The sequence below is a fragment of the Azospirillum agricola genome (assembly GCF_020005195.1).
GTDB classification, from domain to species: domain Bacteria; phylum Pseudomonadota; class Alphaproteobacteria; order Azospirillales; family Azospirillaceae; genus Azospirillum; species Azospirillum agricola.
In genome coordinates this window covers 1,144,428-1,165,919 of sequence record NZ_JAIFZR010000002.1, presented here as the reverse complement: position 1 = coordinate 1,165,919, position 21,492 = coordinate 1,144,428, and the positions used below count along the sequence as shown (strand labels likewise).

Sequence of the window (21,492 nt, the reverse complement as noted above, 5' to 3'; positions counted from 1 at the left end):
GGCGTGACGGCGCATCCCCCCGATCCGGCCACCCACCGCCCGCACCCGCTGCACGCGGGCGAACGGGTGTGGCCGGAGACCAACTGCTACGTCGACCTGTGGATCGGCGCGCTGCACGCCCGCGGGCTGGAGCCGCTGGCGCTGCTGGGATTCACCGTCACCCAGGATTTCGAGGGCGACCAGTTCACCTTCTTCAAGCCGCCGCTGGAGGATCTGGAAACGCTCTACGGCCTGCGGGTTCAGGAGCTGGCGATCTACGACAGCGTCGAGGCGCATGTCGTCGAACAGCTCGCGCGCCGGCCGGGGGATGGGCCGGAGGGCGGGCTGGTGCTGGTCGAGGTGGACGGCTTCCACCTGCCGGACACGCGCGGCACCTCCTACGGCGTCACCCACGTCAAGACGACGGTGGGGATCACCCGGCTCGACCCGGCGGCGCGGCGCATGGAGTATTTCCACAACGCCGGCTTCTTCACGCTCGACGGCGCCGACTACGACGCCCTGTTCGCGGCGGCGGCGGGGCCGCTGTTCCCCTACGTCGAGTTCGTCAAGCCGGGCGGCCCGGCCCTGGCGGGCGGGGCGCTGGTGACGGCCTCGCTGGAGCTGCTGCGCCGGCATCTGGCGCGGCGGCCGGCCGGCAACCCGGTGGCCGCCTACCGCGCCGCCTTTCCCCGGCATCTCGACGCGCTGCTGGCACGGCCGATGGCCTACTTCCACCTCAACGCCTTCAACGTGCTGCGGCAGCTCGGCGCGAATTTCGAGCTGCTCGGCGCCCACGTCCGCTGGCTCGACGGCCCGGCCGAGGCGGCGGAGGCCTGCGGCGTCATCGCCGAGGGCGCCAAGGCGATGCAGTTCCAGCTCGCCCGCGCGGTGGCGCGCCGGAAGCCGGTGGAACTGGGCGAGAGTTTCGACCGGCTGGAACGGGCCTACGACACGGCGCTCGGCGCGCTGGTCCGCCGGTACGGGTGAGCGGCGGTGGCGCGCGTCCATTCCGTCACCGGCCGGACGGTGACGCCCGTCACCGACGGGTGGGAGCTGACGATTGACGGACTCGTCCCTCTCCCGCCCCGGGAGAGGGAGGGGACCCGCGCGCAGCGCGGGGAGGGTGAGGGGCTATCGGAACATGGTTCAAGCCACACCCCCGTTAGCCCCTCACCCTTCCCACGGCATTCGCCGTGGGCCCCTTCCCTCTCCCGGGACGGGAGAGGGACACTCATTCCCGCTCCCGTCCCCGGCACCGCCGCCCAAGCCCTGCGCGACGCCGGGCTGTGGTCGCTCGACGCGCCGGCGCCGCTGCACGACCGCGACGTCCTCTACCGCACCCGCATCGCCGGGCATGGCCCCCGCACCCTGCGTTTCCACGGGCTCGCCACGCTGGCCGAGGTCTGGCTCGACGACGAGCGCATCCTGATCTCCGACAGCATGGTGCTGGCCCACGAGGTCCCCGTCACGCTGGCGGGCGAGGCCGTCCTGACCATCCGTTTCCACGCCCTGCACCCGCATCTGGCGACGCGCAAGGGCCGCGCCCGCTGGCGCCCCCGCCTGATCGAGCCGGCCAACCTGCGCTTCGTCCGCACCACCCCGCTCGGCCACATGCCCGGCTGGTGCCCGCCGGTCCACGCGGTCGGCCCCTACCGCCCGGTCGAACTGGTCGCCGAGACCGGGCCGCTGCGCGTCCGCTCCGCCGACCTGCGCACCGCCCATGACGGCCGCGACGGCCGGCTGACGCTGACCCTGACGGTCGAGGCGCCGGACGGCTTCCGCCCCGCCGCCACGGTCGAGGTCGCCGGACACGCCGCCCCGCTGGCCTGGACCGACGCCGGCACCGGCGCCGCCACGCTGCGCGCCGACCTGACCATCCCCGGCGTCGAACCCTGGTGGCCGCACACCCACGGCACCCCCAACCTGCACGCCGTCACCGCCCGCATCGGCGACACCCGCGTCGATCTCGGCCGCACCGGCTTCCGCTCCCTCGCGGTGGATCGCGGCGCCGACGGCCGGGGCTTCGCCCTGCTGGTCAACGGCGAGCGGATCTTCTGCCGGGGCGCCTGCTGGACCCCGCCCGATGTCGTCGCCCTGCCCGGCGACCGCAGCGCCTACGAACCGGGCCTGACCCTGCTGCGCGACGCCGGCGCCAACATGGTCCGTGTCGGCGGCACGATGCTGTACGAGGCCGACGCCTTCTTCGACCTGTGCGACGAGCTGGGCATCCTGATCTGGCAGGATGCCATGCTGGCCAATTTCGACTACCCGGCCGACGCCGCCTTCCTCGAATCCGTCCGCGCCGAGATCGCCCAGCTCCTCGACCGCAGCCAGGCGTCCCCGGCGCTGGCGGTTCTGTGCGGCGGCAGCGAGATGGAGCAGCAGGCCGCGATGCTCGGCCTGCCGCGCGCCGCCTGGAGCCAGCCGGCCCTGACCGAAACCCTCCGGGCCGAGCTGGCCGCCCGCCGCCCCGACGTGGCCTTCGTGCCGAACTCCCCGACCGGCGGGCCGCTGCCCTTCGCCGCCGACAGCGGCGTGTCGCACTATTACGGCGTCGGCGCCTACCAGCGCCCGCTGGAGGACGCCCGCCGGGCCAATGTGCGCTTCGCTTCCGAATGCCTCGCCTTCTCCCACGTCCCCGACGGCGCGCTCGGCGTTCCCGCCGTCCACCACCCGCGTTGGAAGGAGCGGGTGCCGCGCGACAGCGGCGCCTCCTGGGACTTCGAGGACGTCCGCGACCATTATCTGGAACGGCTCCACGCCGTCGATCCGCGCCGGCTGCGCTACGAGGATCCCGACCGCTACCTGCGCCTGTCCCGCGCCGTGACCGGCGAGGTGATCGAGGCGGTGTTCGGCGAGTGGCGGCGCGGCGCCTCGACCTGCGCCGGCGGACTGGTCTGGCTGTGGCGCGACCCGTGGCCGGGCGCCGGCTGGGGCGTGGTCGCCGCCGACGGCACGCCGAAGGCGGCGTGGCACGCGATGCGGCGCGCCTTCCGCCCGGTCCAGATCCTGCTGAGCGACGAGGGCGTGAACGGGCTGGCCGTCCATCTGATCAACGAGACCGCCACCGCCGTCCCGGCGACCGTAACCCTGACGGCGCTGCGCGACGGCGCCCTGCCGGTCTTCCGGGCCGAGCGCGCCCTCACCCTGCCGCCGCGCTCGGCGCGGGAGATTCCGGCGGCCGAACTCGCCGACCGCTTCTTCGACCTGAACCACGCCTACCGCTTCGGGCCGGCGGCGCACGACGTGGTGGTGGCGACGCTGACACGTTCGGAGGAAACAATCGGCGCCGCGGAACCAATCGCCCAGTCCTTTCATTTCCCCAAGGGACGCGCCCTGCCGCGCGCGGAGCTGGGCCTGACCGCCCGGACCGCGCGGCTGGGCGACGGGTGGGGGCTGACCCTCGCCACTGGACGCTTCGCCTGCTCGGTGCATGTGGAGGATGACGGCTACCGCGCCGAGGACGCGTGGTTCCATCTTCCACCCGGCGTCGAGCGGACGATCCGCCTGCTTCCCCGCTCCGCGACGACGACGCCCGCCACGATGACGCCCGCCACGATGACGAAAGCACCGGACGGCGAGGTCCACGCGCTGAACGCGCTGGCCCCGGTCCGCTACAGGGGAACCGCATGACGCCGACGCCGGTGGTGTTCGAGGGCTGTTTCGGCTGGCTGCATCCGGCGGACGGGCGGCGCGGCGTGGTGCTGTGCGGCCCGCACGGGCACGAGGAGCTGTGCGTCCACCGCGCCTGGATGGGCCTCGCCCAGACGCTGGCGGCGGCCGGCCTGCCGACGCTGCGATTCGACTATCACGGGCTGGGCGATTCGGCGGGCGAGGACAGCGACCCCGGCCGGGTGCGGGCGTGGCTGGACAGCGTGCGGGCGGCGGTGCGCCGCCTGCGCGAGGACACCGGCGTCACCGAGGTGGCTCTGGTCGGCTACCGGCTGGGCGGGCTGCTCGCCCTGGTCGCGGCGGAGGAGATGGCGGGAGAGATGGTGGGGGAGGCAGGGGGAGAGACGGTCGGCGTCGATCTCCTGGCGCTGGTGGCGCCGACCGCCAGCGGCCGCATGGCGGTGCGCGAGATGCAGGCGCTGTCGCGGATCGTCGCCCTGCCGGGACCGGAACCGGCGCTGCCCGACCGCGCCGGGCAGGTGAACGTGGTCGGCTTCGCCCTGACCCCGGAAACCGCGCTGGAGCTGGCGGCGCTCGACGCCCGGCCGGCCGGGCGCGTGCCGGCGCGGCACGCCCTGCTGCTCGACAAGGCGGACTCGCGGGTGGCGGCCCAGCTCGCCGCGACCCTGGGCGGGCTGGGCGTGGCGGTGGAACGTGCGGTGTTCGCCGGCACCCCCGAACTGGTCCAGCAGCCGCAACGGCTGGAGGCCGCCGCCGCCTTCGCGCCGCTGACGGCGTGGCTGACGGCGGGCGGCGTCCGCCGCGGCGCCTCCGCCCCGCCGGAGCGCCCGGCCGGGCTGATGATGCCCAACGCGGTGGAGCGGCCGGTGGTGCTGGACGGCTCCCCGCCGCTGTTCGGCGTCCACTGCGCGCCGGTGCTGGCCGATCCGTCGAGCCGCCGGCCGGCGATCCTGTTCCTCAACAGCGGGGCGACGCACCATGTCGGCTCCGGCCGGGCCACCGTCCTCCAGGCGCGGCGGCTGGCGGCGCTCGGCCACGCCTCGCTGCGCATCGACGCGGCCGGCCTCGGCGACAGCCCGGCGCGGCCCGGCCAGCCGGACAACCTGCTCTACAACCGCGACGTCATGACCGACGTCCGCGCCGCGCTCGACTGGCTGGAGGAGCAGGGCCACGAGCGCTGCGTCATCGTCGGCCTGTGCGCCGGCGGCGCCCCCGCCCTGCTGGCCGGGCTGGGCGACGAGCGCGTCGCCGGGCAGATCCTGCTCAATCCGGGACGGTTCGAGCTGGGGAAGGGCATCCCCGTCACCGAGGTCCTGCGCTCGGTCGCCCATCGCTCGACCGGCGGCTACCTGCGCGAGGCCTTCAAGCCGGCCAAGCTGCGCGCGCTGCTGCGCAACCGGGGGCGGATCGGCGGGCTGGGGCGGCGGCTGGCGGCGCGGCTGGCCCGCAAGGCGCTGATCAAGTCGGGGCTGGACAGCCGCGTGCTGCGGGTCTTCCGCCGCCTGTCGGCGGAAGGGCGGCGGGTGCTGCTGGTCTACAGCGTCGGCGACATGACCTACGCCGAGTTCGAGCTGCATCTCGGCCTCGCCGGCCGCTGCCTGAACGGTCTGCCCGGCATCCGGGTCGAGTATCTGGAGCGCGCCGACCACAGCCTGACCGACTGGTCGGCCCGCGAGCGTCTCGACCGGCTGATCGACCGGCACCTGGAATCGCTCGACCGGGCGGACGTCGACGCGCCGGTTCCCACGGGCGTCTCGGTGCGGGTGTCGATGTGCTGACGGCGCCGGCGGCCTGTGCGGAATCGCGCTGGAGAGGAGGCCCCCCGGCCGTTAATGAAGGTTAAACCGTTTCATTCCATGCTGAATCCTTGAGGAAATGCCCCCATCTGATAAGGGGCAGACCAGGGAAGGAAGGGTCCGGGACCCATGACCGACCATTTGACGAAAGACGACGTCGCCCGGCTTCTGTCGGACCCGTCGCCGAGCAGCCGGACCGATCTCGCCGCGAAGATCGCGCACCAGTTCGACAGCCCCGCCCTGTCCGCCACCGAGCGCAAGCTGGCCGAGGACATCATCCGCGTGATGGTCACCGACACCGTCGTGCGCGTGCGCCAGACCCTGGCCGAGAACCTGAAATCCAGCCCGTCGCTGCCGCGCGACGTGGCGCTCAGCCTCGCCCGCGACGTCGAGGCGGTGGCCATCCCCGTGCTCAGCGTCTCCACCGTGCTGACCAGCGCCGATCTGGTGGAGATCGTGCGCTCGGGCACCGACGCCAAGCACGCCGCCATCGCCCGGCGGCCCAGCGTGCCGGCCGACGTCGCCGACGCGCTGATCGAAACCGCGTCCGAGAACGCCGTCGCCGCCCTGGTCGCCAACGAGGGGGCCGAACTCGGCGAAGGGAGCCTGGACCGCGTCATCGACCGTTTCGGCGCCAGCGAGGCGGTGCAGGATCCCCTGGTCCACCGCTCCAGGCTGCCGATCACCATCGCCGAGCGGCTGGTCGCCGTGGTGTCGGAGAAGCTGCGCCAGCATCTCGTCGCCCATCACGAGTTGCCGGCCAAGATCGCCTCGGAGGTGATCCTGCAAAGCCGCGAGCGGGCGACCGTCGCCCTGTTCAGCGGCGAGAGCGACGAGGGCGCCCTGGAACGGCTGGTGGCCCAGCTGTCCCGCACCGGGCGCCTGACCCCGTCGCTGCTGCTGCGCGCGCTGTGCACCGGCGACATCGCCTTCTTCGAGACGGCGATGTCGCTGCTGGCCAACGTGCCGATGACCAACACGCGCCTGCTGATCCACGACGCCGGGCGGTTGGGGCTGAAGTCGCTCTACGACAAGGCGAAGCTGCCGCCGGCCCTGCTGCCGGCCTGCCGCATCGCCATCGACGTCCTGAAGGAAACCCCCTACGACGGCGAGCCGGGCGACCGCGAGCGCCACCGCCGCCGGCTGATCGAGCGCATCCTGACCCAGTACGAGGATCTGGCGCCCGAGGATCTCGACTTCCTGCTGGCGAAGCTGGGCGACATCATGCACACCGGCGACCGCGCGGCCTGAAGCTCCTCTGCCAGGAACGTCATGCCCGGCGGCCTTGTGCCGGGCATGACGGACAGAACACGCCCCCATCCAAGGACCGGGCGGCTCCGGCGCCCCTCACACCAGCCGGTCGCGCCCGGATTCCTTGACCAGCAGCACCGCCTGTGTCCGGCTGCCGACGCCCAGCGCCTTCAGCACGCCGGTCACATGGGTCTTTACGGTCGACAGGTTCAGGCCCAGCCGCTCGCCGATGTCCTGGTTCGACAGGCCCTGCGCCAGCAGATCCAGAACCTCCAGCTGGCGGCGGGTCAGCCCGTCGAACAGGCTGGGCGGCGCGGCGCGCCCGCCGGCCGGCAGGGCCGGTCCGGTCCCCGGCATGCCGAGCACCGGCGGCACGTAGGAGCCGCCGGCCATCACCAGCCGCAGGATGTTGACCACCAGCACGTCGTCGGTCGATTTCGGGATGAAGGCGCGCACGCCGCGCGACAGCACCGCGCGCATCTCGTCCGGCGATTCGATCATCGAGAAGATCGCCACCGGCACCGGCGCCACCCGGCGGACCAGCGCCTCGACCTCGTCGAGTCCGCCCAGGCCGGGCATCCGCAGATCCATCACGATCAGGTCGAAGACGCTTCCCTGGTCGAGAATCCCGATCAACTGGCCGAAGCTGGTGGCGGCGACCACCGTGGCCTGTTCATCCAACTCCCCCACCAGATGGGTCAAGCCGCTGCGGACGATGGAATGATCGTCGGCGATCAGAACCTGCATGAAACGTCCCGGACCGAAAATGCGAGTGATTCCCCGTACTGTCATACGCTGACGCAACGGTCCGCGCTACCTCATTGGCGCGGTGGCGGGGCGGCGGGGCGGAAAAAGGGGCGCCGCATGGCGACGCCCCTTCCACCGAAGGCTTGCACCCGCCGGATCACTGCACGCGGATCATGATCTGCGCGCGGCGGTTGGACGGCTCGCGCACGTTGGGGCCGGTCGAGACCATGAGCTGCTGCTCGCCCTTGCCCTCGATCGAGATCAGGTTGGCCGGCGTGCCCTTGGCGACCAGGGCGCGCTGCACCGCCTCGGCCCGGCGCAGCGAGAGCCGCTGGTTGTAGGCCGGCGAGCCCGAGCTGTCGGTGTGGCCGACGACGTGGATGCTGACCGCCCGCACCCGGCCGGCGGCGGCCGCCGCGTCGCCGATGATCTTGTCGGACACCGGGGTGATGGTCGCCTTGTCCCAGTCGAAGAACACCTGATACTCGGTCTGCGGCTGCTGCTGGACCATCGGGGCGGCCGGGGCCGTGGCCACCGCCGGGGTCGGCCGGGCCGGACCGCCGAAGCTGTAGCGCAGGCCCGCGAGGATGGTGTGGTTGCGGTACTCGCCCTTCGAGGTCACCGGCCCCAGGTCGAACTCCGGATCGAGCGTGGCGAAGTAGCGGTAGTCCAGTGTCACCGCCAGATTGTCGGTGACGGCGTAGGAGGCGCCGACGATGCCCTGGTAGGCGAACACCCAGTCCTTGTCGCTCACCCCGTTCAGCTTCTGGCGCACCTGCGCCACGCCGGCGCCGAGACCGATGTAGGGGGTGAAGGGCGTGCCGGTCTTCACGTCGTACAGCGCGTTGCCCATGAAGGCGATCGAGCTGGTCTTGCCGCTCAGCCCCTGCAAGGCCGGGGTGGCGCTTTCCGTGCCGTCGACCGCGTTGCGCCAGCGCCAGGCGAATTCCAGCTCGGCGCGCATGCCGAAATCGCTGGCATAGCCGGCGGAGACGCTGCCGACGCCGCCGAGGTCGAAGGATTCCTTCAGACCGAAGTTGGTGGTCGGGTAGTCGCGCACATCGGCGTCGCGGGTCCAGTTCACGCCGGCGCCGGCACCGACATAGAAGCCTTCGGTCTGGGCCATGGCCGCGGTCGGCAGGGCAAGGGCGAAGGCCGCGCCCAACAGAGCTCCACGCATCTTCATTTTCTTCTTCCCATGGTTGACGGCGTTCGCGAAACGGAACACTTGAACGCTTGGACGGATGACGTAAGCGTAATCCAGCGCGGCGGAGGTCACGGATGCCGGCTGTCCTGCACCGGAGATAAAGACCACCCCTGCCCCCTCAATCCCCCGCCCGGCAACGCCAAGGATCCTGTCGCATATCCGCAACACCTCGACGTTCCGGAATTCTCCATGAAAAACAATCGACTGGAAGCGCACTCCCATGCCCTCTACCCCGAACGGTGACGTCACCCACCCCTTCTGCTCCGCCCCGGAACCGGGCGAAGCCCTTGCCGTGGCACCGGGGGTCCTGTGGATCCGCCTTTCCCTGCCCTTCCAGCTCGACCACATCAATCTGTGGGCGCTGGACGGCGGCGAGGCCGGCTGGACCCTGGTCGACACCGGGCTGGGCGACCGGCGCACCCGCGAAAGCTGGGAAAGGCTGCTGACGACGGTCCTGGCGGGCAAGCCGGTGCGGCGCGTGGTCGTCACCCATTTCCACCCCGACCACATCGGAGCGGCCGACTGGCTGGTGCGGCACACCGGGGCGGAGTTCGCCGCCTCCCTGACCGAATGGCTGATCGCCCAGATGCTGGCGGCCGGCCCCAGTCCGGCCTTCGACGCGGCGGCCGAGCGCTTCTACCGCCGCAGCGGGCTCGACGCCGACCCGCTGGCCGCCGTGCTGGGCCGCCAGGGCGCCTACGCGCGCGGCGTGCCCGGCGTGCCAGCGGTGCTGACCCGGCTGCGGGCCGGCGACCGGCTGGCGGTGGGCTCCACCCGCTGGACGGTGATCGGCGGCGGCGGTCACACCGCCGAGCCGGTCAGCCTTCATGACGAGGCGGGCGGGCTGCTGATTTCCGGCGACCAGATCCTGCCGCGCATCAGCCCGAACATCAGCGTCTGGCCGACCGAGCCCGACGCCGACCCGCTGGCCGACTATCTCACCAGCCTGGAGGCATGGTCGGCGCTGCCCGCCGACACGCTGGTGCTGCCCTCGCACGGGCTGCCCTTCCGGGGCCTGCACGCGCGGGCGGCCGAACTGGCCGGCCACCATCAGACGCGACTCGAGGAAATCCTGGAGTTCTGTGCCGCGCCGCGAACGGCGGCGGCGGTGACCCGGCGGCTGTTCGACCGCCCGCTCGACCCGCACCAGATGGTCTTCGCGATCGGCGAGGCGATCGCCCACCTGAACCACCTGATCCGGCGCGGCGAACTGGCGCGGGAGGCCGGCCCGGACGGGATCGACCTCTACCGCCGGCGCTGAGGCGAGGTCACGATTCGGTGACGATCTCGAACTGCTGGGCGTCGAGCAGGGCGGAAACCGACAGCGTCTTCAGCGTCTTGGGATCGTCCGACCGCTTCAACTGGGCGTGCTGCGTGCCCATGCCGTCCTTGCGGATGGCGATCACCTCCCAGAAACCGCCGCTGGGTCCCAGCTTGCGGTAGACCTGACCTTCGACGACCTCGCGCTTCCTGCGCATATCCACCTCTCCCCAACCGACCCCCGGGCCATTCCAGGGGCCATAAAAAAATCAGGGAGCGTCCGGCACGGGCGTTTCCGGGCCGCCGCTCCCTGGCCGCCATTGAAGCACAAAACACCCCCGGCGTGGCGAGTGTCCGTTCGGTGACAGTGTGGCCGGTCCGGCGGCGGATCATGCCGCAGCGCAGCATCGGCCGGGGCACCCCCGATGACCCGATGTCGCACCCCGTCTCAAGGCTGGAACAAAATCCGTCGGCGTGGGTTCATGGAGGTTATGAAGACCGACCTCGACGTGCTTGTCTTCGCGACCCGCCTGGTGGATGAACTGGGCGAGGCCGCGGTCCGAATCAGCCGGGTTCGCCTTGTCGAACTCACGGCCGCCAACCACACCCACGCCGCCGCCTTCTGGCGCGACGTGATGCGCACGGCCGAACAGTTGCTGAGCGAACGATGCGGCGGCCGAATGCCGGCCGCACTGGCGGCGGCTCAGACCGGCGCCGTGCGGGTCGACCGGCCCATTCCCTGACGGATCCGTCCGTCGAATCCCAACCTGACAGAAAACCCAGCCCGACAGAAAATCCAGCCCGACAGAAAAAGGGTCCGGCAATCGCTTGCCGGACCCTTTCCCTTACCGGATTCGCCGGATGGCGATCACTTGACCTCGGCGTACTGGCCGTTGCTCCACTTGTACCAGACATAGGCCGGCGAGGTGACGTCGCCCTTGGCATCGAAGCCAATCTTGCCGATGACGGTGTCGTAGTTGCCCTTGCGCAGCACCTCGGCGACCTTGGCCGCGTCGGTCGAGTTGGCCGTCTTCACCGCGTCGGCCCAGATCTGGAGCGCGGCGTAGGTGTACAGCGTGTAGCCTTCCGGCTCGTAGCCGGCCTTGCGGAACGTCTCGACGACCGCCTTGGCGTCCGGCTTCTCGCGCGGATCCGGGCCGAAGGTCATCATGGTGTTCTCGCCGGCGGCGCCGGTGATGGCCCAGTACTCGTTCGTCACCAGCGCGTCGCCGGAGATGATGACGGCGTTCAGGCCCTGGTCCTTCATCTGACGGGCGATCAGGCCCGCCTCGGTGTGGTAGCCGCCGATGTAGATGGCCTCGACGGCCGCCTGCTTCAGCTTCGACACCAGGGCGGAATAGTCCTTCTCGCCGGCCGTGTAGGCTTCGTAGATGGTTTCCTTCTGGCCGCCGGCGTTCAGCGCCTTCTGCGTCTCGTCGGCCAGGCCCTTACCGTAGGCCGACTTGTCGTGCAGGATGGCGATGTTCTTGCCCTTGTACTGCTCCAGCAGATACTTGCCGGCGATCAGGCCCTGCTGGTCGTCGCGGCCGCAGACGCGGAAGACGTTCTTCAGGTTCTGCTCGGTCAGCTTCGGGTTGGTCGAGGCCGGGGAGATCTGGAGGATGCCCTCTTCGGCGTAGACCTGGCTGGCCGGGATCGAGGAGCCCGAGCAGAAGTGACCGGCCACGAACTTCACGCCGGCCTTGGCGAGCTGGTTGGCGACGGCCACGGCCTGCTTCGGATCGCAGGCGTCGTCGCCGACTTCCAGCTTCAGCTTCTGACCCAGAACACCGCCGGCGGCGTTGATGTCCGCGACGGCCTGCTCTATGCCCTTCTTCATCTGCTCGCCGAAGGTGGCGTACTGGCCGGTGATCGGACCGGCGGTGGCCACCGCGATGTCGGCCTTGGCCGCCGTGGCGGAGAGCGCGGTCGCCGCGACGGCGGCGAGAAGGGACAGCTTGAGTTTCATGGGTATTCTTACTCCCTGTTCGAAGAGTGATCCCTGTTGAGTCATTTTCCCCCGGCCCGTCGGAGCGTGGCGCTCGGCTTGGCGCTCCGGTTCGGGGACGGCCGCCGGGTCCCCTCCGGCGGTGTTCATTTTACCATACTCCGGCCGGGGGCCGATGCGACAGTTTCGTTCGCACCCCCGGCCGTTCGGCCTATCCTATTTCCCCCTATTCCCCCAGATCCCCGCCGGCCCGCTCGCGCCAGGCGAAGGGCCCTGCGCGCTCGTAGAGCCAGGGGTACTGGTTGACCATGCGGCGCGCGATGGCGATGCGGTGGGCGGTCAGCGTGATGGCGCCGATGACGGCCGTGTGGACCAGGAAGCCCCAGAGCGACAGCAGCGGCTCGCCGAACAGGCCCCAGGCGAGGAAGCGGTCGCCCAGCCCGAGCAGCAGCGAATAGGCCACCGCCACCGAGGCCGGCTTCCAGCCCTCCGCCAGGGTCTGCCCGGTCAGCACCCCGAAGCCGCCGAACACCACCACCGTCAGCCCGAGGAACACCGGAAGCGACGCGCCAAGCAGATGCTCCATCTCAGTGCCCCCCTTCCAGATAGGCCGCCCGCACCTCCGGGTCGGCCAGAAGCTGCGCCCCCGACCCCGTCATCGTGATCCGCCCGTTCACCATCACATAGCCCCGGTGCGCCAGCTTCAGCGCGTGGAACGCGTTCTGCTCCACCATGAACACCGTCATCTTCTGCTCTTCGTTGATCGCCTTGATCACCTGGAAGATCTGCTTGACGATCAGCGGCGCCAGACCCAGCGACGGCTCGTCGAGCAGCAGCAGCCGCGGCTGGCTCATCAGCGCCCGGCCGATCGCCAGCATCTGCTGCTCGCCCCCCGACATCGTGCCGGCCCGCTGGTGGATGCGCTCCTTCAGCCGCGGGAACAGCGTCAGCACCCGCTCCAGCTCGGTCTCGAAGCTGCCCGGCTTCGCCACGATCGAGCCCATCTGGAGATTCTCCAGCACGCTCATCCGCGGGAAGATCCGTCTCCCTTCGGGCGACTGCGCGATGCCGCGCCGCACGATCTCGTGGGTCGGCAGGTCGGTGATGTCCTCGCCCTCGAACACCACCCGCCCCTGGCGCGCCCGCGGGCTGCCGCACAGCGTCATCAGCAGCGTCGACTTGCCCGCCCCGTTCGCCCCGATCAGCGAGACGATCTCGCCCGAGCCGATCTCCAGGTCGATGCCCTTCAGCGCCTCGATGGCGCCGTAGAAGGTGTGCACCCCCGACACTTTCAGCATGCTCATCGCCTCACGCCCCCTTCTGAACGGGAGCCGCCGGATCGACCGCCGCGGCCGGCAGGTCCGCCGCCACCTCCGGCGGCAGCTCGGAATCCTCGTCCTCGCCCAGATAGGCGCGGATCACCGCCGGGTCGTTCCTCACCGACGCCGGATCGCCGTCGGCGATCTTCCGCCCATAGTCCAGCACCACCACATGGTCGGAGATGCGCATCACCACGCTCATGTCATGCTCGATCAGCAGCACCCCCATCCGGTGCCCGCCCGGCGTCCGGGTGTCGCGGATGAAGGTGAGGATTTCCGCCAGCTCCGCCGACTCGCGCGGGTTCAGCCCCGCCGCCGGCTCGTCCAGGCACAAGAGCACCGGCTCGGTGCACATCGCCCGCGCGATCTCCAGGCGGCGCTGCGCCCCGTAGGGCAGATTGCCCGCCTCCCAGTCGGCGAACTCGGTCAGCCGCACCCGCTCCAGCCAGTATTTCGCGAGATCCAGCGCCTCGCGCTCCGCCGCCCGGTAGCCGGGCAGCCCGAGCAGCCCGGCGATCGCGAAGCCCGACGCGTCCATCAGCTTGTTGTGCTGGGCGACGATCAGGTTCTCCAGAACGCTCATGCCGCCGAACAGGCGGATGTTCTGGAAGGTGCGCGCCACCCCGGCCTGCTGGGCGATGCGGTAGCCGGCCATGCGCTCCAGCAGGAACTCCCGCCCGTCGGCGTGGCGCAGCGTCAGCCGCCCGACGGTCGGCGTGTAGAAGCCGGTGACGCAGTTGAACAGCGTCGTCTTGCCCGCCCCGTTCGGCCCGATCAGCGCGGTGATCTCGCCGGCCCGCGCCTCGAAGGAGACGTCGTTGTTGGCGACCAGGCCGCCGAAGCGCATGGTCAGGTGTTCCACCGTCAGCAGCGGCTTGTCGGTCATCACGGCGCTCATCGGGCGGCTCCGGCGTTCTGGGCCTGGGGTTTGCGGCCGCCATGCAGCAGGATGGTCGGGTCGCGGTGGGCCAGCAGGCCGCGCGGCCGCCACAGCATGATCACCACCATGCCCATGCCGAAGGCCAGCATGCGGTAGTCGGCCAGCTCGCGGAAGGCTTCCGGCAGCCCGATCACCAGCAGCGTCGCCACCACCACGCCGATCTGCGAGCCCATGCCGCCGAGCACGACGATCGCCAGGATGATCGCCGATTCGATGAAGGTGAAGCTCTCCGGGCTGATGAAGCCCTGGCGGGTGGCGAAGAAGGAGCCGGCGAAGCCGCCGAACATCGCGGCGATGGCGAAGGCCGCCAGCTTCATGTTGGTGCGGTTGATGCCGAGCGACGCGCTGGCGATCTCGTCCTCGCGCAGCGCCTCCCAGGCGCGGCCCAGCGGCAGCTTGCGGACCCTGAGCGTGAACAGGTTGACCACCAGCGCCAGCGCCAGGATCAGGTAGTACAGGAAGACGATGCGGTGCAGCGAGGAGAACTCCAGCCCGAACAGCTCGTGGAAGGCGGCCATGCCCTCGGTCGGCGTGCGGGTGAAGTCGGCGATGCCGAAGAAGCTCGGGCGCGGGATGCCGGAGATGCCGTTGGGGCCGCCGGTGAACTGGTACCAGTTGACCAGGATGATGCGGATGATCTCGCCGAAGCCCAGCGTCACGATGGCGAAATAGTCGCCGCGCAGCCGCAGCACCGGGAAGCCGAGCAGCACCCCCGACAGCGCGGCCAGCAATCCTGCCAGCGGCAGGCAGACCCAGAAGCTGAGCCCGAAGTAATGCGCCAGCAGCGCGTAGCTGTAGGCGCCGACCGCGTAGAAGGCGACGTAGCCGAGGTCGAGCAATCCGGCCAGCCCGACCACGATGTTCAGCCCCCAGCCGAGCATGATGTAGGTCAGCAGCAGGATGCCGATGTCGAGGATCTGGCGGTCGGCGATCGGCGTCAGCGGCAGGAGGGCGGCGCCGATGATGGCGACCGGCGCGATGTATTTGGTGGCGTGCTGGACCTGGACGGCGACGCGGTCCATGCGGCGGTCGCGCTCGGCCTGGGACAGCTTGGAGCGCCCGGTGGTCAGCGTGATGGCGGCGCGCAGGGCGATGATGCCGCCGCCGGCGACCAGCACCAGGCGCAGCACCTGGGTCGGCATCGGCAGCACCAGCCCGACCCCGGCGCAGACCAGCGCCAGGACGAGCACCGGCAGGGCGAGGTTCTGGCGGATCAGCCCGAGCCCGAGGCGGCCCAGGAACACCAGGACGATGGAGGCGATGACCTCGTCGGGCCGCGCCTCGATGCCCAGTCCGGTCGGGCGGTCGATGGTGCGCAGGCCGACCAGCGGCAGGGTGAGCAGCAGCGCCACGAAGGCGGCGAGCCCGGCGTCGCGCAGGGTGCCCGGCCAGTCGACGGCGCGAGTGGCGGGGACGGCGGCGGCGGCGGTGTGGGACGGCATGGTCATGGCGCTCACACCTTCTCGATCTCGGGCCGGCCGAGCAGGCCGGTGGGGCGGAAGATCAGCACGAGGACGAGCAGGGTGAAGGTGGCGACGTCCTTCCACTCGGAACCGACATAGCCCGACCAGAAGGCCTCGATCAGCCCGATGACGACGCCGCCGAGCATGGCGCCGGGCAGCGAGCCGACGCCGCCGAGCACGGCGGCGGTGAAGCTCTTCACCCCGGCGAGGAAGCCGATGTAGAAGTCGATGACGCCGTAGATCAGCAGCACCATCATGCCGGCGACGGCGGCCAGGGCGGCGCCCATGACGAAGGTCAGCGAGATGATGCGGTCGACGTTGACGCCGAGCAGGCCGGCCATCTTCTTGTCCTGCTCGCAGGCGCGCTGGGCGCGGCCCAGCGAGGTGCGGTTGATCAGGATGGTGAAGCCGACCATCAGCAGCAGGGTGAGCACGATGGTGGCGAGCCGCACGTAGCTGACCGAGACGGCGCCGTCCATCAGGGTGAGGTTGCCGGGCAGGATCGGCTGCAACGGCTTGGAGCGCGCGCCCTGGAGGATCTGCATGTAGTTCTGCAGGAAGATCGACATGCCGATGGCCGAGATCAGCGGCGCCAGCCGCGGGCTGGAGCGCAGCGGCCGGTAGGCGATGCGCTCGACCGTCCAGCCATAGACGCTGGTGAACAGCATCGAGGCCGCCAGCATCAGCAGCAGCGCCAAGGGCACCCAGGTGATCCCCAGCGCGCCGATCGCCAGGAACGTGATCAGCGCCACGAACGCACCGATCATGTAGATCTCGCCGTGCGCGAAGTTGATCATCCCGATGATGCCGTACACCATCGTGTAGCCGATCGCGATCAGCCCGTAGATCGCACCAAGCGACAAGCCGTTGATCAATTGCTGTACAAAATAGTCCATGGCGTCACCCCACCTTCAGCGTGTCGCGAGGCGGGGCGCGGCGACGCGGGCACACACGGCACACCGATCACGCAACAGCAGCCCCCTGATCTGACCCGGCCCATCTATCGGATTGATGGACCAACATTTTTTGAGATGCCGGAAGGCGACCCCACCCCGTTCCGGCGGCGTGGGGGCCCGGCAAGGCCGGCTGTTCCGGTAGTATCAGCCCCGTGGATTTTTGCAAGACAGATTTGTGTTGTTCGCATGTGTCCGGGATGGTCGCCCCCCCGGATCCCCCCCGGATCCCCGGTCCGGAAACGCCGAAGGCCCCACCCGCCGGAGCGGATGGGGCCTTCCTCGTTCACGGCGCCGGAGGCGTGCGCGTCAGCGGGCGGCGACGGTCTGCTTGGCCGGGGCGGCGGCGACCTTGGGCTTTGCCGGAGCCTTGGCCGGGGCCTTCGCCTTGGCCTTGGCGGGGGCCGCCTTGGCCGGCGCGCGGCTGGGCGCCGCCTGGGCGACGGCGTAGCCGCTGTCGGGGCCGCTGACCACCTGCACGTCGCACAGCGGCTTGCTGGCGAGGTGCATCAGGCCGGCGTTCTTCTCGTCGGAGGTCAGGGTGCGCAGATCGTCGGCGTTCAGATCCTGCGCCGCCTTCGAGCGGTCGACGAAGGTCTGGCAATACTGCGGGATGCCGATGGTCGCGGCGCGCCGGCTGATCTCGTTGGCCAGCTCGGTGCGGAAGGTGTCGAACTTCGCGGTGCCGTTGCCGCCGGTCTTCTTGTAGTGGTTGATCAGCGTGGCTTCCGAGTTCGACAGCAGCGCGCGGTTCTTGACCGAGAAATCCTGGTAGGTGCCGAAGGGGTTCTTTTCCGGCACGACCGATTTGCAGGTCAGCCCGACCACCATCATCTCGGTGTGCATGCGCATGAGCTGCTCGGCCGCGTGCTCGCTGCGGCTGTAGCAGGCGCCGGGCTTGGACACGGACGCCTTGGCGGCCGCGGGCTTGGCGGCGGCCGGCTTGGACGCTGCCGGCTTGGCGGCGTCCGTCGCCTTGGCCGTCGCGGCGCCGGCCGGGGCCGACAGGGCGAGCGGCGCGGCCAGCAGCGCGCCCAGCAGGGCGGCGCGGCCAAAAACGCGGCCAAAAACGCGGGACGAGGGGCGAAGGGCGGCGCGCTGGCGACTCATCATGTGCTCCGGTGGCGCGGTTCGTTTGAAATCGAGGTGGGGGGACGAATGGGCTTCCCCCGGCCGTCCGGTCTTTCTACTGGAACGCCGGAACCGGTCAACCGGATTTGGCCGGCCCGTCGCTCTTTGTCCCAGACCGATGCCGGACTGCCATAGGTCCGTCCGTTTGGGCGGCCTGTCCAGGGGCGGCCGGCGTCGGCGGGGGGCCGTTGCGGGGGGCCGGGCGGGCCGGCCATCTTGAGTGTCGGGCGGTTCGGGGCTATTGCTGCACCCATGACACGCATCGGCATCGATCTCGGCGGCACCAAGACCGAGGGCATCGTCCTCGACCGGCAGGGCAACACGCTCGCCCGGCGCCGGGTGCCGTCGGCCCGCGACGATTACGCCGGCACGCTCGCCACCATCGCAGGCCTGGTCGCGGCGCTCGAAAGCGAGACCGGCCGGCGATGCAGCGTCGGCATCGGGATTCCGGGAGCGATCTCCCCGGCCACCGGGCTGGTGAAGAACGCCAACTCCACCTGGATGATCGGCCGCCCGTTCGACCGCGACCTCGCCCAGGCCCTCGGCCGGCCGGTGCGGGTCGAGAACGACGCCAACTGCCTCGCGGTGTCGGAGGCGGCGGACGGTGCCGGGGCCGGCTGCGGCGTGGTCTTCGCCGCCATCCTCGGCACCGGCTGCGGCGCCGGGATCGTCGTGCATGGGCGCCCGCTGGCCGGCCGCAACGCCATCGGCGGCGAGTGGGGGCACAACCCCCTGCCCTGGCCGGCCGACGAGGAACGGCCGGGACCCGCCTGCTATTGCGGGAAGCACGGCTGCCTGGAGAGCTTCGTCTCGGGTCCGGGCGTGACCCGCGACCACGCCGCCGCGACCGGCGAGACCCTGCCCGCCGACACCATCGTCGCGCGCGCCGCCGCCGGCGACACGGCCTGCGCCGCCACCGTCGAGCGTCTGGTCGGCCGGCTGGGACGCGGGCTGGCCGGGGTGGTCAACCTGCTCGACCCCGACGTGATCGTGCTGGGCGGCGGGCTGTCCAACGCGGAACTGCTCTACGTCCGGCTGCCGGAGGCCATCGCCCGCTGGGCCTTCACCGACCGGCTGGACACGCCGGTGCGCCGCGCCCTGCACGGTGATTCCAGCGGCGTGCGCGGGGCAGCGTGGCTGTGGCGTCCGGACGAGCATCCGGACGCCGGCTGATGGCGGCGGCTTGACCGTCGCGGCTGGAGACGGGGCCTAAAGTTTCGTGCGTTCAATAAGAAACGCACGAAACTTTAGCCTTTTGATGACGAGCGGATTCACGCTCCAAACCGATTCCGGTTTTACGCGATCCACTCTAGTCGCGCCGCGCCGTGCGCGGGGTCGCCGGCGGATCGGCGCTGCGCGGCGGTGCGGCGAGGATCGGCCGGCTCGGGTCGACCCTGGGCGGCGTCAGCGACTGGGTCGCCGAATAGGAGCGGGTCGTCGACTTCACGTCGGTGCCGTAGCGGGTCATGCCGGCGCGGCCCTGTCCGGGCTGCTGCTTCATCGAGCCCCAATGCGAGGGACGCGCGCCGGGCACCGGCTGGGCCTGCTCCATGTTGCGCATGTAGGGGCCGGTCGGGACCATCTCGTCGTAGGTCCAGGGCTGGTATTCCTGCTTTTGCGCGTGGGCGGGGCCGGCGGCGAGCACCGACAGCGTCAGCAGGGCCGGGGCCAGAAAGGTTGCGGCGAGGGTGCGTTGCATCGAACGGGCGCCTTTCGTCCGTTGTGATCCCGGTGTGATCCGGGCGCCACGGCCGGAACGACGCCCAGGAGGGCGGGTCCGGCGCATGGCGGGTCGGGACGGACATTGCGCCGCAGAGGCGGCCCGGCGTCCAGGGCGGAGGCGCGTTACCCAGCCTGGGGGAGGCCGTTCGCGCGCGCCGCCACGGAAGACTCAGGAGGCCGGGCGGCCGTAGAGCGTCAGGTGGATGCGCTTGCCGGTGTTGTAGTTGAAGCCCGACACCTCGGCCAGCCGGACCGGCGTCGCGGAACCGGCGGCGGCCTGGAAGGCGGCCTCCTCGCGGTCGTCGACCAGAGCCAGCGCGCAGGCCCCGCCGCCGGCGAGATGCTCGGCCGCCGCCGCGCCATGGACCAGCCTGGTCGGGGTTCCCACCAGGAAGACGAGGCTCGGCTCCGAATAGCCGGCCGAGGCGACGACGCTGTCCGGACAGGGGCGCGTCGCGGCGACGGCGCGGGCGACCTGCCGGCTGACCCAGACGCCCTCGATGGCCGGCAGAACGGCGCCGTAGGTCCCGGCGTAGAGGATCGCCGCCGCCGCCACGCCGGCCGCCATGCCGGAGCGGTGGTGGCCTTGCAGGATCAGCCGGACGAACACGGCGAAGATTCCGGCCACCGCCGGCACCAGCGCCAGCCCGACCGGATCGATCCGCCGGTCGACCAGATAGGGGGTCAGCGCCACCGCCAGCGTCAGCGCCCCGAAGCCGAGGCAGCCCAGCGCCACCGCGACGGCGGTCAGGAGGCGGCGCGGACGCTCGTGGGTGCGGCCGAAATTCTCCAGCAGGGCCGCCGCCGCCAGCGCGGCGATGGCCGGGAAGACCGGCAGGGTGTAGTGCAGCAGCTTGGTCGGCACCGCCTCGAACACCAGCCAGCTCGGGACGATCCAGGCGACGCAGAAGCGCACGGCGTCGATCCGGCGCCGCGCCCACGCCCAGGGAACCGCCAGCAGGGCCAGGAAGGACCAGGGGGCGAAGGTGACCCAGAAGCTGCCGAGGTAGTAGCCGGGCGGCAGGCCCTTGCCCTCCTGCCCGCCGGCGACCTTGCCCATCATGTCATGGCCGACCGATTCGGCGAAGAAGGCGCCCTTGGTCTTGATGGCGATGGCGATCAGCCAGGGCGCGGCGATGGCGGCGACGATGGCGAGGCCCGGCAGCGGCTTCAGCCGCCTCAGCCAGCCGGCCCTGCGGTCCCACAGGGCGAGCGCCAGCGCCGTGGTGCCCGACACCAGCAGGACGATCGGCCCCTTGACCAGGATCCCGATCCCGGCGGCGATCCAGAAGACCAGCGGCGCCGTCCAGGCGGCGCGGCCGGCCGGCGCCTCGCGGTCGCGCGTCAGGTAGAGATGCGCCAGCGCCGCCTGCCCGAGCACCACGGTGGCGAGCAGCACGGCGTCGGTCTTGGCCATGCGCGCCTCGACGCCGAGCACGACGCAGGACGCCATCATCAGCCCGGCCAGGAAGCCGGCGGCGCCGCCGAACAGCCGCGCCCCGGTCCAGGCGCTGGCCAGCACGGCCAGGATGGCGCCGAGGAAGGAGGGAATCCGGTAGGTCCAGATCGCCTTGGGCGTTCCGGTGAGGTCGGTCGCCAGCGCGGTCGCCGCGCTCTGAAGCCAGTAGATGCCGACCGGCTTCTTGTAGCGGGTCTCGTCCTGGAAGCGGATGTCGACGTAGTTGCCGCTGTCGAGCATCTGCGACGAGGCCTGCGCGAAGCGCGCCTCGTCGCGGTCGAAGGGCGGCAGGCCCTGGAAGCCCGGCAGGAACAGCGCCGCGCTCAGCAGCGCCAGCAGCGCGTAGCCGTAGAGCGGCAGCCGGCCGGTCACGCCGCCCCGCCGGTCTGCTTGTTGTTCCAGACGAAATACATGTTGCGCATGTAGATGAGCAGGCCCAGCCCCTGCCCGAACATGTAGACGGGATCGACCCGGTAGATCGAATAGGCGAACAGCAGCGTGCCGCCGCCGATCGAGAAGTACCAGAAAAGCTCCGGCATGACGCTGCGCTTGGCGCGCTCGCTGGCGATCCACTGGACGACGAAGCGCATCATGAACAGGAACTGGGCGAAGAAGCCGAGGCCGATCCAGATCAGGTCGGTCGTGCTCTGGTCATGGAACCAGGCGATGACGTGTTCGAGCATG

20 protein-coding genes are annotated in these 21,492 nt (G+C 70.9%); 7 read left to right on the top strand and 13 right to left on the bottom strand.

Features of this window, described 5'->3' with window-relative positions:
- The first annotated feature begins 3 nt into the window (after positions 1 to 3).
- The 4 genes from JN22_RS08060 to JN22_RS08045 all read left to right on the top strand — a co-directional run bounded on the left by JN22_RS08060 (position 4) and on the right by JN22_RS08045 (position 6,659).
- Positions 4 to 966, top strand: coding sequence for a DUF1839 family protein (locus JN22_RS08060; RefSeq protein WP_143268179.1), 963 nt, complete (start codon positions 4 to 6; stop codon positions 964 to 966).
- Between the two features lie 6 nt (positions 967 to 972).
- A complete protein-coding gene (locus tag JN22_RS08055; RefSeq protein ID WP_223677618.1) occupies positions 973 to 3,612 on the top strand; it encodes a glycoside hydrolase family 2 protein in 2,640 nt (879 codons plus the stop codon).
- Positions 3,609 to 5,390 (top strand): serine aminopeptidase domain-containing protein, encoded by a 1,782-nt coding sequence (locus tag JN22_RS08050; RefSeq protein ID WP_085553380.1) that lies wholly within the window; start codon positions 3,609 to 3,611, stop codon positions 5,388 to 5,390. Before JN22_RS08055 ends, JN22_RS08050 begins: the two co-directional genes overlap by 4 nt.
- 147 nt (positions 5,391 to 5,537) lie before the next feature.
- A complete protein-coding gene (locus JN22_RS08045; protein WP_085553379.1) occupies positions 5,538 to 6,659 on the top strand; it encodes a DUF2336 domain-containing protein in 1,122 nt (373 codons plus the stop codon).
- A 96-nt stretch (positions 6,660 to 6,755) separates the two neighbouring features.
- Here the strand turns inward: JN22_RS08045 and JN22_RS08040 are convergent, their stop codons facing one another.
- Together JN22_RS08040 and JN22_RS08035 are read right to left on the bottom strand one after the other, a co-directional pair.
- Entirely contained in the window at positions 6,756 to 7,406 is a 651-nt protein-coding gene (locus JN22_RS08040) for a response regulator transcription factor (protein ID WP_085553378.1), read from the bottom strand.
- A 157-nt stretch (positions 7,407 to 7,563) separates the two neighbouring features.
- Positions 7,564 to 8,592, bottom strand: a complete 1,029-nt coding sequence (locus JN22_RS08035; RefSeq protein ID WP_085553487.1) for an OmpA family protein — start codon at positions 8,590 to 8,592, stop codon at positions 7,564 to 7,566.
- A 241-nt stretch (positions 8,593 to 8,833) separates the two neighbouring features.
- Between JN22_RS08035 and JN22_RS08030 the strand changes: the two genes are divergently transcribed.
- Complete coding sequence (locus JN22_RS08030; RefSeq protein ID WP_085553377.1) at positions 8,834 to 9,874, top strand: MBL fold metallo-hydrolase; 1,041 nt, start codon at positions 8,834 to 8,836, stop codon at positions 9,872 to 9,874.
- 7 nt (positions 9,875 to 9,881) lie between these two features.
- On the opposite strand, the gene JN22_RS08025 is transcribed toward JN22_RS08030, so the two are convergent.
- Positions 9,882 to 10,091 (bottom strand): hypothetical protein, encoded by a 210-nt coding sequence (locus tag JN22_RS08025; RefSeq protein ID WP_085553376.1) that lies wholly within the window; start codon positions 10,089 to 10,091, stop codon positions 9,882 to 9,884.
- 273 nt (positions 10,092 to 10,364) lie between these two features.
- Between JN22_RS08025 and JN22_RS08020 the strand changes: the two genes are divergently transcribed.
- On the top strand, positions 10,365 to 10,616 hold the full coding sequence (locus tag JN22_RS08020) for a hypothetical protein (RefSeq protein ID WP_085553375.1): 252 nt from the start codon (positions 10,365 to 10,367) through the stop codon (positions 10,614 to 10,616).
- A 125-nt stretch (positions 10,617 to 10,741) separates the two neighbouring features.
- Here JN22_RS08020 and JN22_RS08015 read toward each other — a convergent pair whose 3' ends face one another.
- The 7 genes from JN22_RS08015 to JN22_RS07985 form a co-directional block, all read right to left on the bottom strand.
- Positions 10,742 to 11,842, bottom strand: a complete 1,101-nt coding sequence (locus JN22_RS08015; RefSeq protein WP_085553374.1) for a branched-chain amino acid ABC transporter substrate-binding protein — start codon at positions 11,840 to 11,842, stop codon at positions 10,742 to 10,744.
- A gap of 205 nt (positions 11,843 to 12,047) precedes the next feature.
- Complete coding sequence (locus JN22_RS08010) at positions 12,048 to 12,407, bottom strand: DUF6867 family protein (protein WP_085553373.1); 360 nt, start codon at positions 12,405 to 12,407, stop codon at positions 12,048 to 12,050.
- Position 12,408: 1 nt separating this feature from the next.
- On the bottom strand, positions 12,409 to 13,119 hold the full coding sequence (locus JN22_RS08005; RefSeq protein ID WP_085553392.1) for an ABC transporter ATP-binding protein: 711 nt from the start codon (positions 13,117 to 13,119) through the stop codon (positions 12,409 to 12,411).
- Positions 13,120 to 13,129: 10 nt separating this feature from the next.
- Positions 13,130 to 14,038 (bottom strand): ABC transporter ATP-binding protein, encoded by a 909-nt coding sequence (locus JN22_RS08000; RefSeq protein WP_085552556.1) that lies wholly within the window; start codon positions 14,036 to 14,038, stop codon positions 13,130 to 13,132.
- Positions 14,035 to 15,528: a high-affinity branched-chain amino acid ABC transporter permease LivM gene (gene livM, locus JN22_RS07995; RefSeq protein ID WP_085552557.1), complete on the bottom strand. Its 1,494-nt coding sequence runs from the start codon at positions 15,526 to 15,528 to the stop codon at positions 14,035 to 14,037. The genes JN22_RS08000 and livM overlap by 4 nt, the downstream gene beginning before the upstream one ends.
- A gap of 5 nt (positions 15,529 to 15,533) precedes the next feature.
- Positions 15,534 to 16,439 (bottom strand): ABC transporter permease subunit, encoded by a 906-nt coding sequence (locus JN22_RS07990; RefSeq protein ID WP_085552558.1) that lies wholly within the window; start codon positions 16,437 to 16,439, stop codon positions 15,534 to 15,536.
- A gap of 366 nt (positions 16,440 to 16,805) precedes the next feature.
- Positions 16,806 to 17,609, bottom strand: a complete 804-nt coding sequence (locus JN22_RS07985) for a hypothetical protein (protein WP_223677617.1) — start codon at positions 17,607 to 17,609, stop codon at positions 16,806 to 16,808.
- 270 nt (positions 17,610 to 17,879) lie between these two features.
- Between JN22_RS07985 and JN22_RS07980 the strand changes: the two genes are divergently transcribed.
- Positions 17,880 to 18,800 carry an ROK family protein gene (locus JN22_RS07980; protein ID WP_085553372.1) on the top strand — a complete coding sequence of 307 codons (921 nt, stop codon included), beginning with the start codon at positions 17,880 to 17,882 and terminating at the stop codon, positions 18,798 to 18,800.
- Positions 18,801 to 18,936: 136 nt separating this feature from the next.
- Here the strand turns inward: JN22_RS07980 and JN22_RS07975 are convergent, their stop codons facing one another.
- The 3 genes from JN22_RS07975 to JN22_RS07965 form a co-directional block, all read right to left on the bottom strand.
- Positions 18,937 to 19,326, bottom strand: a complete 390-nt coding sequence (locus JN22_RS07975; protein ID WP_085553371.1) for a hypothetical protein — start codon at positions 19,324 to 19,326, stop codon at positions 18,937 to 18,939.
- Positions 19,327 to 19,518: 192 nt separating this feature from the next.
- A complete protein-coding gene (locus tag JN22_RS07970) occupies positions 19,519 to 21,180 on the bottom strand; it encodes an ArnT family glycosyltransferase (RefSeq protein WP_085553370.1) in 1,662 nt (553 codons plus the stop codon).
- Positions 21,177 to 21,491 (bottom strand): lipid-A-disaccharide synthase N-terminal domain-containing protein, encoded by a 315-nt coding sequence (locus JN22_RS07965; RefSeq protein ID WP_085553369.1) that lies wholly within the window; start codon positions 21,489 to 21,491, stop codon positions 21,177 to 21,179. Before JN22_RS07965 ends, JN22_RS07970 begins: the two co-directional genes overlap by 4 nt.
- Between the last annotated feature and the right edge of the window lies 1 nt (position 21,492).